The following is a 12058-nucleotide window of genomic DNA, read 5'->3' as shown; positions in this document are numbered from 1 at the left end:
GCGAAAGAACTGACCATGCATGACATCCAGCAGATGCTCGAAGAGAAGCGCGAGCAAGCCCGCCAAGGTGGCGGCGCCAAGCGCATCGCAGCCCAGCACGCCAAGGGCAAGCTGACCGCACGTGAGCGGCTGGAGCTGCTGTTCGACGAAGGCACGTTCGAGGAATGGGACATGTTCGTTGAGCACCGCTGTGTGGATTTCGGCATGCAGGACAACAAGATCCCGGGCGACGGCGTGGTCACCGGCTACGGCATGATCAACGGCCGCCTGGCGTTCAGCTTTAGCCAGGATTTCACGGTCTTTGGCGGTGCGCTCTCGGAGTCTCATGCCGAGAAGATCTGCAAGGTGATGGACCAGGCGATGAAGGTCGGCGCGCCGGTCATCGGCCTTAATGATTCGGGCGGTGCACGCATCCAGGAAGGTGTGGCTTCGCTGGGCGGTTATGCCGACGTATTCCAGAAGAACGTGCTGGCCTCGGGCGTGATCCCGCAGATCAGCATGATCATGGGGCCTTGCGCCGGCGGCGCCGTGTACTCGCCTGCGATGACCGACTTCATCTTCATGGTGAAGGATTCCTCCTACATGTTCGTCACCGGCCCCGAGGTGGTGAAGACGGTGACACACGAGGAAGTCACCGCTGAAGAGCTGGGCGGCGCCGCCACGCACAACAGCAAGAGCGGCGTGGCCGACCTCTCGTTCGAGAACGATGTCGAAGCGATCCTGATGCTGCGCCGCTTCTTCAACTACCTGCCCCTGAACAACCGCGAGAAGGCGCCCACGCGCCCGAGCGGCGACCCCGGCAACAGGCTCGACATGTCGCTGGACACCCTGGTGCCCGACAACGCCAACAAGCCCTACGACATGAAGGAGCTGATCCTCAAGACCGTGGACGATGGCGACTTCTTCGAGCTGCAGCCCGACTACGCCAAGAACATCATCATCGGCCTGGCCCGCATGGAAGGGCAGACCGTGGGCATCGTGGCCAACCAGCCGCTGGTGCTGGCCGGTTGCCTGGACATCAAGAGCTCGATCAAGGCCGCACGCTTCGTCCGCTTCTGCGACGCTTTCAACATCCCGGTGATCACCTTCGTCGATGTGCCTGGCTTCATGCCCGGCACATCGCAGGAGTACGGCGGCATCATCAAGCATGGCGCCAAGCTGCTCTATGCCTACGCCGAATGCACGGTCCCCAAGGTCACCGTGATCACGCGCAAGGCCTATGGCGGCGCCTATGACGTGATGGCCTCCAAGCACCTGCGCGGCGACGTCAACTTCGCCTGGCCCAATGCCGAGATCGCGGTGATGGGCGCCAAGGGCGCGGTGGAAATCATCTTCCGCGAAGACAAGAACGACCCCGAAAAGCTGGCGGCCCGCGAGGCTGAATACAAGGCCCGCTTTGCCAACCCCTTCGTGGCCGGCGCGCGTGGCTTCATTGACGATGTGATCCAGCCGCACGAAACACGCAAGCGCATTTGCCGTTCACTCGCGATGCTCAAGGACAAGAAGCTCGAGAACCCGTGGCGCAAGCACGGCAACATCCCTCTGTAAATGTTGGCCCCCACGCTCCTCTCGTCGCTGCCCCCCACGGGGGCTCATGCAGCGGACCGGCGGAGCCGGATCCGCGCATGTCCCTTGATCGGACGACCGCCCTGTCTCGAAAAGAAAAGGTGAAGTGATGTTTACCAAGATACTGATTGCAAACCGTGGCGAGATTGCCTGCCGCGTCATCAAGACGGCCCAGAAGCTGGGCATCAAGACCGTTGCCGTTTACTCAGAAGCCGACAGGGACGCCCGCCATGTCGAGCTGGCTGACGAAGCCGTGCTGCTCGGCCCGGCTCCCTCGCGCGAGTCCTACCTCGTTGCCGACAAGATCATCGCCGCTGCCAAGCAGACCGGCGCGCAGGCCATCCACCCCGGCTACGGCTTCCTGTCAGAGAACGAGGACTTCGCGCGCCGCGTCGAAGAGGCCGGCATCGCCTTCATCGGCCCCAAGCACTATTCCATCGCGGCCATGGGCGACAAGATCGCCTCCAAGAAGCTCGCGAACGAAGCTCGGGTCAACACCATCCCGGGCCACAACGAGCCCATCCTCTCGCCCGAAGAGGCGGTGAACATTGCCCAAGGCATCGGCTATCCGGTGATGATCAAGGCCAGCGCCGGCGGCGGAGGCAAGGGCCTGCGCGTGGCTTTCAACGACAAGGAGTGCTTCGAAGGCTTCACGTCCTGCCGCAACGAGGCGCGCAACAGCTTTGGCGACGACCGAGTCTTCATGGAGAAGTTCGTCGAGGAGCCGCGCCACATCGAGATCCAGGTGCTGGGCGACTCGCTTGGCAACGTGGTCTACCTGCATGAGCGTGAATGCTCGATCCAGCGTCGCCATCAGAAGGTGATCGAGGAGGCGCCGAGCCCCTTCATCAGCGACGAAACACGCAGGGCCATGGGAGAGCAGGCCGTGGCTTTGGCCAAGGCCGTGAAGTACCAGAGCGCAGGCACGGTGGAGTTCGTGGTCGGCAAGGACCAGAGCTTCTACTTCCTCGAGATGAACACCCGTCTGCAGGTGGAGCACCCGGTGACGGAGTGCATCACCGGCGTCGACCTGGTGGAGCAGATGATCCGCGTGGCTGCCGGCTTGCCGTTGCCCTTCAAGCAGGAAGAGATCAAGCGCGAGGGCTGGGCCATCGAGTGCCGCATCAATGCCGAGGATCCCTTCCGCAACTTCCTGCCCTCGACCGGGCGACTGGTGAAGTACCAGCCGCCGGCGGCCAACCTGGAGCAGGGCACGAACACACTCGTTGGCGCGGCCTACGAGGGCGGCCAGTTCGGTGGCGTGCGGGTCGAACCGGCGTCTACGAAGGCGGCGAGATCCCGATGTTCTACGACTCGATGATCGCCAAGCTGATCGTCCATGGCCGCGACCGCAAGGACGCGATTGCCAGGATGCGCGAGGCGCTCAACGGCTTCGTGATCCGCGGCATCTCCAGCAACATCCCCTTCCAGTCGGCCCTGCTGGCCCACCCTGACTTCGCCACCGGCAACTTCAACACCGGCTTCATCGCCCAGCACTACGGCGGCGGCTTCCTCGCCGAGGATGTGCCGCATGACGACCCGCTGTTCCTCGTGGCGCTGGCCGGCTTCATCCGCCGCAAGGCACGTGAGCGCGCCGCCGGCATCAGCGGCCAGATGGCCGGCCATGAAGTCAAGGTGGAGCACGACTACGTGGCGGTCGTCAATGAGGGCCATGGTGACTTCGAGCGCCATGCCTTGCATGTCTACGAGTTCAGCGGCAGCCAGGGCGAGGCCCTGGTCGATGTCCGCGACGGCACCGAGACCTGGAGCTACCGCATCGTCTGCACCTCACGGCTCAACGATGTACGCCTCAGCGGCACGGTCAACGGCCGGCCTTTCACGGCGCAGGCCGAGCGCGGCACGCCCAAGAATCCGCTGGCCTACCGCATACAGCACAACGGCCGCGCCATCGAGGTGACGGTGCTGTCGCCTCGCGCGGCCGAGTTGCAGCAGCTGATGCCCTACAAGGCGCCGCCCGACACCAGCAAGTTCCTGCTCTCGCCGATGCCGGGCCTGCTGGTCCACATCGCCGCTAAGCCAGGTCAAGTGGTGCAGGCCGGCGAACGCCTCGCAGTCATCGAAGCGATGAAGATGGAGAACATCCTTGTCGCCGAGCGCGATGTGAAGGTGGCCGAAGTGTTGGCGAAGACGGGTGAGAGCCTGGCAGTCGATCAGCCGATCCTGAGGTTCGAGTAATGACCAAGCCCTACAAGATCCTCGGCATCCAGCAGATCGCCATCGGCGGGCCCGACAAGAAGCGCTTGAGCAAGCTCTGGGTCGATGTGCTGGGCCTCACCGTCACCGGCAACTTTGTGTCCGAGCGCGAGAACGTCGACGAAGACATCTGCGCGATCGGCAGCGGAGCGCACAAGGTCGAGGTCGACCTGATGCAGCCGCTGGACCCCGAGAAGAAGCCAGCCGTGCACACCACGCCGCTCAATCACGTGGGCCTGTGGGTGGACGACCTGCCCAAGGCGGTCGAGTGGATGAGCGCCAACGGCGTGCGCTTCGCGCCGGGCGGCATCCGCAAGGGCGCGGCGGGCTTTGATATCTGCTTCATCCATCCGAAGAGCAGCGACGAGTTCCCGATTGGCGGCGAGGGCGTGCTGATCGAGCTGGTGCAGGCACCGGCCGAGGTGATCGCCGCCTTGGGTTGAAGTCGCTCGGCGCTGCGCGCCGCCATGCTTCTATCGGCCGGCCGCGATGGCCTGCGCCAGCTGCCACAGCGCCGTGCGATGCGCACTGACCAGCGCATCGGTGTCGGCGCCGGAGGCCGCCACGTCGATGCGGCGCTCGGCCACCACCGGCTTGCTGGCGCCACTTGGGTCGATCAGCGTCCAGCGCGCCTGCAAGACGACGACGCGGCCAGCGCTGTCGGCATCCAGCCTTTGAATCTCGACACGCAAATGCCGCTCCGCCGTCATGCCGGGTGGCAGCGGCAGGCGCCACACAGCATCGTTGCCGCGCAGCCGTGCCAGGTCTTGCTGCAGGAGGCGCGGCACGGCATCTCGCAAAGACTCGGCCCAGCGTTCGCCGGGGTTGGTGTTCAGCGTGGCCTGGCCGCTGGAGCGGACGATGGCATCGCGGTCCAGGTACTCCGGCAGCAGGACCGGGCCCAGGGCCCAGGTCGGCGACGCTGCCTGTGGCGCCGCTGCCAGCGGGCCTGGTGGGTCGGCTCGCAGCTGGTAGAGCTGCACCGGTGGCGAGCTGCCGCAGGCGCTCAAGGCCAGTGCGCACAGCACAGCGAGGGTCGACTTGGCTGAGATCATTTGCGTCCCTTCAACACCGATTCCGGCTGCTTGTCCAAGGTGTCAGCCAGCTCGCGCAAGGCGCGCGCTGCTTGCGCGATGTCTTTCAGTGCCCGCTGCAAGTTCTGGTTCAAGGGCGCTTCGTCCTGTGTGGCGCTCGATACCGAGGCTGCAGCCTTGGCCAGCTCATCGGCGACCCGGCGAAGGTCCTTCACCAGCGGTCCCTCTGCATTGAAGGTCTTCTTGACGGTATCGGCCGCGCCGTCCACCGTCACGGCTGCCTTGTTCATCCGTTCCATGGCCTGCCGGGTGCTTTCCATGGCCGCCAGCGTGGTGTCCGACAGCGGACCCACGCGCTTGTCCAGCTGTTCGGTCAGCCGGCGCAGATTGGCGCTGACCTGCTCGATGTCCTTCAGCGCATGGCTCAGCTCCGGCCCTTCGATCAGGCGCCGGCCGGTGCTGACCAGGGCGGAGAGATCGACCACGAGGCGCTTGATGTCCAGGCCGTCGACCTGGCTGCGCAGGTCCTGCAGCGGCGTGCTGACCGTCGGGATCTCGATGTACTTGTGCTCGGGTGCATCGACGGCCGGGCCCTTGCCGGGCCGGAAATCCAGGTCCACATAGAGCTGGCCGGTCAGCAGGCTTTGCAGGCCCAGTTGTGCCCGCAGGCCACGCCCGACCAAGGCGTTCAGCGACGGCGCATTGCTGCCGCGCCGGTGCTCGCCCGTCAGGTTGCCGAGCATGTCGCGCTCCAGCTCGGCCTCGACCGGAATCGACACCGTGTTGTTGGCGCCGTCGTACGACACGCCGATGGCGCTGACACTGCCCAGGTGCACGCCACGGAACACCACCGGCGCGCCGACCTGCAGGCCGTAGATCGAGCCGTTGAAATACATCACCACCTTCTCCTTGCCGCCGAGCAGCTTGCCGCCGGCGATCACGAACACGGCGACGAAGAGCAGGATCAGCGCCGTGACGACGAAGAGCCCGAGCAGGGCAGGGTGGCCATGGCGTTTTCTCATGCGGGCTCTCCGCGACGCAGGAACTCGCGCACGGCCAGTGGCCCGGATTCAAGCAATCGTTGCGGCGCATCCAGCGCGGTCATGGTCTTTTCCTTGGCGTCGAGAAACAGGGCGCGGTCGGCCACCGCGAAGATACTGCTGAGCTCATGCGTGACCAGCACGATGCTGGTGCCCAGATGATCGCGCAGCTTCAGTATCAAGTCATCCAGCCTGGCGGAAGTGAGCGGGTCCAGCCCGGCAGAGGGTTCATCCAGAAACAGCAAGGGCGGGTCCAGTGCCATCGCGCGGGCAATCGCGGCGCGCTTCTTCATGCCGCCGCTCAAGGAACTGGGCATTTCATCGAAAGCGCCGTCCAGACCCACCAGGGCCAGCTTGAAGCGCGCCACCTGCTCGACGCCTGCTTCGTCCAGATCGGCAAACTCGGTCAGCGGCAGCATCACGTTCTCGCCTACCGTCATCGAGCTCCACAAGGCGCCCGCCTGAAACATCACGCCGAACTGGCTGCGCAGCCGGGTGAGCTCCGTTTCATCGGCCTCGGCCAGGTCCACGTCGCCGTAGATGACGCGGCCACAGGCCGGCTGCTGCAGGCCCACGAGATGGCGCATCAAGGTGCTCTTGCCGCAGCCGCTGCCGCCCATCAGCGCGAGGATCTCGCTGCGGCGCACATCGAAATTCAGGTCCTTTTGCAGCAGTCGGCCGGCCGCGCTGAGTGACAGGTTTTCGACACGCAGGAGTGGGGCTGGCGCTGCCTTGCTCATCACACCCCCAATCGCTGGAAGGCGATGGTCAGGGCCGAGGCGGCGATGACGATCCAGATGATGGCCTGCACCACCGCCTTGGTCGTGGCATCCCCCACTGCCTGCGCGCTGCGGCCGGCATTCATCCCTTGCCGGCAGCCAGCCAACGCGACGAGCAAGGCGTAGACGGTTCCCTTGAGCAGCCCGATGCCCGCGTGCGCCAACGTCAGCGCCTTGGAGCTGCGGTAGAGATAGTCCAGCAGCTCGACATGGAAGATGCCCACGGCGACCAGGCAGCCCGCCAGCATGCCGACGAGCGCTGCAAAAGTGGTGAGTAGCGGCGCCATCAGCACCATGGCCAGCACTCGCGGCAGCACCAGGTGCTCGACCGGATTCAGGCCCATTGCCCGCAAGGCGTCAATCTCCTCGTTTGCTTCCATGCTGCCGAGTTGCGCAGCGAACGCCGCACCCACGCGGCCGGCCAGGATGATGCCGGTCATCAGCGCGGCAATTTCTCGCACCACGCCGATCGTTACCAGGTCGGCCATGAAGGACTGGGCGCCCAGGCGCTGCAGCTGCGCTGCGCCCATGTAGGCAATGATCAGCCCGACCAGAAAACTCACCAGCGCCACGATGGGCAGGCTGGCCGGCCCGGTGGCATGCAGTTGCGTGGCCAGGTCCTCGCCGCGCATCGCGGTGCTGCCTCGCATGGCCTTGTAGGTCGCCTGCAAGACCTCGCCGATGAAAGTGAGCGTGGTGTGCGTGCGGTGGTAGCGGCCCAGCCAGTCCAAGCCGACCTGGGTCAGCCAGCGTGGCCGGCGGCGGCGCTGTGACTCCGGCGTGCGGCTGCCGGGATTGTCGAAAGCCAGTTGCAGCAGGCCGCGCAGCCCTGACGGCAGTTGGCTCAGGTCGAGCGGGCGGCCGCTCTGCATCGCCAGGTCGAACAGCGCCGCAGGCAATTGGCTGTCGAAATGGCCCAGTGCCAGGCCGTCCACTCCCCAAGGCTGGTCAGCGGGCGGGGGCGACGGTGGCGCAGGCAGCTCGCCTCGGCCACGCCAGTCGCCGCGAAGCACCAGCAGCGGCCGCCCTTGCGGGTCGAGTTCCCAGCGGGCCTCGGCAGGCAAGGAGTCAGATGCTGCTTTCGCGGCGTGTTCGCTCAACGGGCTTGCTCCCGGCAGCCTCAGCTGCATAAAGACCGAGATGGGCTCAGGGTAACAGGGCAGCAAGCCGGTTTAAACTTCGCCATCCACGAACCCTTCGTTTTGATCTGCCGTATTTCCGGCTTGTTCGCGAAGGGACAATCAACCCAGTCGAGTACACCCCCATGCGCCTGGACCTCACCACCCTCAATCTCGTGCTGGCCATCGAGCAGACCCGCTCGATCACCCGCGGAGCCGAGCGCGAGCACCTGGCGCTGGCGGCGGCCAGCAAGCGCATCTCCGACCTGGAGTCGCGCCTGGGCGTGCAGTTGTTCGAGCGCCGAGCGCGCGGTGTCGAGCCCACCGAAGCCTGCCGCGCGCTGGTCCGCCATATCCGCACGCTCAATGCATCGCTGCATGCGCTGGAGAGCGAGGTGGTGGAGTTTGCGCGAGGCATCAAAGGTCATCTGCGCATCGCCGCCAATGCCGGTGCGATTGCCGAATGCCTGCCTGCCGACATGGCCAGCTTTCTGCAGGCCCATCCGCAGATCCGCATCAGCCTGGAAGACATGACCAGCGCCGAGACTCAGGCTGCCGTGGCCGAAGGCCGGGCCGACGTGGGCGTGTTCACGCCACCCATCGTCGACAACCGGCTCGATACCCGCAACTACAGCCAGGGCCGCCTGGCCGTGTTGGTGCCGGATGGTCATGCGCTGGCCGGGCGTCAATCAGTGTCGTTCGACGATTTGCTGGATTACGACCTGGTCGGCCTGCATGCCGGCGCCTCAGCCCAGGAGCTGATGCGCGAGCAGGCGCTGGCCCGCGGCCGCACGCTCAATGCGCGCCTGGCCGTGCGCGGCTTCGATGCCATCGCGCAGCTGGTCGAAGCGGGCCTTGGCGTTGCCGTACTGCCGCAGGGCCCGGCGCAGCGTTTCTCGCAGGTCTTTGCCGTCAAGCTGTTGCGCCTGGAAGAACCCTGGGCACAGCGCGACTATGTTCTCGGTGTGGCCCGCGTCGAGCGGCTGCCCACCGTGGTGCAGCGCTTTGTTGATGCGCTGTGCCCAGTTGCCAAGGAAGAGAAGAAGCCATGAGTGCAAGAACCTTGTACGACAAGCTCTGGGATGAGCATGTCGTCCATACCGAAGACGATGGCACGGCCGTGCTCTACATCGACCGCCACCTGGTCCATGAAGTGACCAGCCCGCAAGCTTTTGAAGGCCTGGACCTCGCGGGTCGCAAGGTCTGGCGCCTGTCGGCCAATCTGGCCGTCAGCGACCACAACGTGCCGACGACCGACCGAAGCGAAGGTATTGCCGACCCGATCTCGCGCCTGCAGGTCGACACGCTGGACAAGAACTGCGACCGCCATGGGCTGACGCAGTTCAAGATGAACGACAAGCGCCAGGGCATCGTCCACGTGATCGGCCCGGAGCAGGGCGCGACGCTGCCCGGCATGACCGTGGTCTGCGGCGACAGCCACACCTCGACGCATGGCGCATTTGGCGCTTTGGCCCATGGCATCGGCACGTCCGAGGTGGAGCATGTGCTGGCCACGCAGACGCTCTTGGCCAAGAAGGCCAGGAACATGCTCGTGCGCGTTGAAGGCGCCTTGCCGCGTGGCGTTGGTGCCAAGGACGTCGTGCTGGCCATCATCGGCAAGATCGGCACCGCCGGCGGCACCGGCTACACCATCGAGTTCGCCGGCTCGGCGATTCGCTCGCTGTCCATGGAAGGCCGCATGACGGTCTGCAATATGGCGATCGAGGCGGGTGCCCGCGCCGGCCTGATCGGTGTGGATGACACGACCATCGCCTATTGCAAGGGCCGGCCGTTCTCGCCCTCTGGCGTGGAATGGGACCAGGCCGTGGCGTACTGGCGCACGCTGCACAGCGATGCCGGTGCGCATTTCGATGCGGTGGTCGAGCTCGATGCCTCGCAGATCCGCCCGCAGGTGACCTGGGGCACCTCGCCCGAGATGGTGCTCTCCATCGAGGACCGCGTGCCCGATCCGGACAAGGAAAAGGACAGCGTCAAGCGCGGTGCCATCGAGCGCGCCCTGCAGTACATGGCACTGGAGCCCAACAAGGCGCTGGCCGACATCCGCATCGACAAGGTCTTCATCGGCTCCTGCACGAACAGCCGCATCGAAGACATGCGCGAAGCCGCTGCGGTGGTCCGGCGTGTCGGCGGCAAGATCGCCGGCAATGTGAAGCTGGCGCTGGTGGTCCCGGGCTCGGGGCTCGTGAAGGCGCAAGCCGAAGCCGAAGGCCTGGACCAGGTCTTCAAGGCCGCCGGCTTTGAGTGGCGTGAGCCGGGCTGCTCGATGTGCCTGGCGATGAATGCCGACCGGCTGGAGCCGGGCGAGCGCTGCGCCTCGACCAGCAACCGCAATTTCGAAGGACGGCAAGGTGCCGGTGGCCGCACGCATCTGGTGAGCCCGGCCATGGCCGCGGCCGCCGCCATGCAAGGCCATTTCGTCGACGTTCGCCGGATCTCCTGAGCACACCATCATGGAAAAGTTCACCCTCCACAAGGGCCTCGTCGCGCCGATGGACCGTGAGAACGTCGACACCGACGCGATCATGCCCAAGCAGTTCCTGAAGTCGATCAAGCGCAGCGGCTTCGGCCCCAATCTGTTCGATGAATGGCGCTATCTGGACCACGGCGAACCGGGGCAGGATCCGGCCACGCGCAAGCCCAATCCGGACTTCGTCCTGAACCAGCCGCGCTACCAGGGCGCCTCCGTCCTGCTCGCGCGCCGCAACTTCGGCTGCGGCTCCAGCCGCGAGCACGCGCCCTGGGCGCTGGATCAATACGGCTTCCGCGCCCTGATCGCGCCGAGCTTTGCCGACATCTTCTTCAACAACTGCTTCAAGAGTGGCCTGCTGCCGATCCAGCTGTCAGAGACGCAAGTCGCGCAATTGTTTGATGAAGTGGCCGCATTCCCGGGCTACCAGTTGACGGTGGACCTGCCGCGCCAGGTCGTCATCAAGCCCGATGGCACCGAGCTGCCGTTTGATGTGCAACCGTTCCGCAAGTTCTGCCTGCTGAACGGCTTCGACGACATCGGCCTGACGCTGCGCCACGCCGACAAGATCAAGGCCTTCGAGGCCGAGCGCATGGCCAGCAAGCCCTGGCTCAACAACCGAATCATTGGATGAACATGAAGATCGCAGTCCTGCCGGGCGATGGCATCGGCACCGAAATCATCAATGAGGCGGTCAAGGTCCTGAAGGTCCTCGACCTGCCAATGGAGCTGGAGTTCGCGCCGGTCGGCGGCGCGGCCTACGAAGCGTCCGGCCATCCGCTGCCGGAGGCCACGCTGAACCTGGCCAAGGCGGCCGATGCCGTGCTGTTCGGCGCTGTGGGCGACTGGAAGTACGACAAGCTGGACCGCCCGTTGCGCCCCGAGCAGGCGATTCTTGGCCTGCGCAAGCACCTGGGCCTGTTCGCCAATTTCCGTCCGGCCATCTGCTACGAGCAGCTCACGCATGCATCGAGCCTGAAGCCGGAGCTGGTGGCGGGGCTGGACATCCTGATCATCCGCGAGCTGACCGGTGACATCTACTTCGGCCAGCCACGCGGCCGCCGCATGGCGGTCGATGGCCACTTCCCCGGAGCTGAGGAAGCCTTCGACACCATGCGCTACTCGCGCCCCGAGATCGAGCGCATCGCCCATGTGGCTTTCCAGGCCGCGCGCAAGCGCAACAAGCGCGTGACCAGCGTCGACAAGGCCAATGTGCTGGAGACTTTCCAGTTCTGGAAGGATGTGGTCACCGAGGTCCACGCTCAGTATCCAGACGTCGATCTGGACCACATGTATGTGGACAACGCGGCCATGCAATTGGTCAAGGCGCCGAAGAAGTTCGACGTGGTGGTGACCGGCAATATGTTCGGCGACATCCTCTCGGACGAAGCGGCGATGCTGACCGGTTCCATCGGCATGCTGCCCTCGGCCTCGCTCGACAAGAACAACAAGGGCCTCTACGAGCCCAGCCATGGCAGCGCGCCGGACATCGCTGGTAAGGGTGTTGCAAACCCACTGGCTACAATCCTTTCCGCTGCCATGATGCTCAAGTTCTCCCTCAACCGGCCCGAAGCTGCCGCTCGTATCGAGTCGGCCGTTCAATCGGTGCTGTCCCAAGGTCTGCGCACCGCCGACATTTGGAGCGAGGGCACCCAGAAGGTGGGTACGCGCGAGATGGGTGATGCCGTGGTTGCGGCAATCACCACGATGACCAAAACCATTAAGGGCTAGTTCAGCTCCGGTTCGTCTCGCCCCTACAAACCCGGCGAAGCGAGCCGGGGAAGAAGAAACCCGAGGGTTTGTTTTGTTTGTAGAGCGA

The 12058-nt window shown here is 65.1% G+C and carries 12 protein-coding genes and 1 pseudogene; 9 read left to right on the top strand and 4 right to left on the bottom strand.

Annotated elements, in window-relative coordinates:
* Nucleotides 1-15: 15 nt before the first annotated feature.
* The 5 genes and pseudogenes from V3596_RS06790 to V3596_RS06770 all read left to right on the top strand — a co-directional run bounded on the left by V3596_RS06790 (nucleotide 16) and on the right by V3596_RS06770 (nucleotide 4223).
* On the top strand, nucleotides 16-1548 hold the full coding sequence (locus tag V3596_RS06790; protein ID WP_334276917.1) for an acyl-CoA carboxylase subunit beta: 1533 nt from the start codon (nucleotides 16-18) through the stop codon (nucleotides 1546-1548).
* A gap of 127 nt (nucleotides 1549-1675) precedes the next feature.
* On the top strand, nucleotides 1676-2887 hold the full coding sequence (locus V3596_RS06785) for an acetyl-CoA carboxylase biotin carboxylase subunit (protein ID WP_334276916.1): 1212 nt from the start codon (nucleotides 1676-1678) through the stop codon (nucleotides 2885-2887).
* Nucleotides 2794-2997: pseudogene (locus V3596_RS21750) on the top strand (hypothetical protein); the annotation flags it as partial. The gene V3596_RS06785 and the pseudogene V3596_RS21750, both read left to right, overlap by 94 nt.
* A gap of 93 nt (nucleotides 2998-3090) precedes the next feature.
* Nucleotides 3091-3762: a biotin/lipoyl-containing protein gene (locus V3596_RS21745; protein WP_416383971.1), complete on the top strand. Its 672-nt coding sequence runs from the start codon at nucleotides 3091-3093 to the stop codon at nucleotides 3760-3762.
* Complete coding sequence (locus V3596_RS06770) at nucleotides 3762-4223, top strand: VOC family protein (RefSeq protein ID WP_334276915.1); 462 nt, start codon at nucleotides 3762-3764, stop codon at nucleotides 4221-4223. Before V3596_RS21745 ends, V3596_RS06770 begins: the two co-directional genes overlap by 1 nt.
* 30 nt (nucleotides 4224-4253) lie before the next feature.
* Here V3596_RS06770 and V3596_RS06765 read toward each other — a convergent pair whose 3' ends face one another.
* The 4 genes from V3596_RS06765 to V3596_RS06750 are packed head-to-tail and all read right to left on the bottom strand — an operon-like array spanning nucleotide 4254 to nucleotide 7733.
* The gene (locus V3596_RS06765; RefSeq protein WP_334276914.1) at nucleotides 4254-4835 is read right to left on the bottom strand and encodes a PqiC family protein; all 582 of its coding nucleotides are present in this window, start codon (nucleotides 4833-4835) and stop codon (nucleotides 4254-4256) included.
* The gene (locus V3596_RS06760; protein WP_334276913.1) at nucleotides 4832-5836 is read right to left on the bottom strand and encodes an MlaD family protein; all 1005 of its coding nucleotides are present in this window, start codon (nucleotides 5834-5836) and stop codon (nucleotides 4832-4834) included. The genes V3596_RS06765 and V3596_RS06760 overlap by 4 nt, the downstream gene beginning before the upstream one ends.
* Nucleotides 5833-6594 carry an ABC transporter ATP-binding protein gene (locus V3596_RS06755; RefSeq protein WP_334276912.1) on the bottom strand — a complete coding sequence of 254 codons (762 nt, stop codon included), beginning with the start codon at nucleotides 6592-6594 and terminating at the stop codon, nucleotides 5833-5835. The genes V3596_RS06760 and V3596_RS06755 overlap by 4 nt, the downstream gene beginning before the upstream one ends.
* Nucleotides 6594-7733, bottom strand: coding sequence for an MlaE family ABC transporter permease (locus V3596_RS06750; protein ID WP_334276911.1), 1140 nt, complete (start codon nucleotides 7731-7733; stop codon nucleotides 6594-6596). The genes V3596_RS06755 and V3596_RS06750 overlap by 1 nt, the downstream gene beginning before the upstream one ends.
* A gap of 164 nt (nucleotides 7734-7897) precedes the next feature.
* Between V3596_RS06750 and V3596_RS06745 the strand changes: the two genes are divergently transcribed.
* Genes V3596_RS06745 through leuB form a run of 4 tightly spaced genes read left to right on the top strand, consistent with a single transcriptional unit; the run spans nucleotide 7898 to nucleotide 11970 of the window.
* Nucleotides 7898-8803, top strand: a complete 906-nt coding sequence (locus tag V3596_RS06745; RefSeq protein ID WP_334276910.1) for a LysR family transcriptional regulator — start codon at nucleotides 7898-7900, stop codon at nucleotides 8801-8803.
* Nucleotides 8800-10212 (top strand): 3-isopropylmalate dehydratase large subunit, encoded by a 1413-nt coding sequence (gene leuC / locus V3596_RS06740; RefSeq protein WP_334276909.1) that lies wholly within the window; start codon nucleotides 8800-8802, stop codon nucleotides 10210-10212. Before V3596_RS06745 ends, leuC begins: the two co-directional genes overlap by 4 nt.
* Before the next feature lie 10 nt (nucleotides 10213-10222).
* Complete coding sequence (gene leuD / locus V3596_RS06735; RefSeq protein ID WP_334276908.1) at nucleotides 10223-10873, top strand: 3-isopropylmalate dehydratase small subunit; 651 nt, start codon at nucleotides 10223-10225, stop codon at nucleotides 10871-10873.
* Between the two features lie 2 nt (nucleotides 10874-10875).
* Entirely contained in the window at nucleotides 10876-11970 is a 1095-nt protein-coding gene (gene leuB / locus V3596_RS06730) for a 3-isopropylmalate dehydrogenase (RefSeq protein WP_334277361.1), read from the top strand.
* The last annotated feature ends 88 nt before the right edge of the window (nucleotides 11971-12058 follow it).

The organism is Roseateles microcysteis, from assembly GCF_036880965.1.
Lineage (GTDB): Bacteria > Pseudomonadota > Gammaproteobacteria > Burkholderiales > Burkholderiaceae_C > JAUASW01.
Note: the sequence above shows the minus strand (reverse complement) of the source record. Positions and strands in the feature narration are given on the sequence as shown.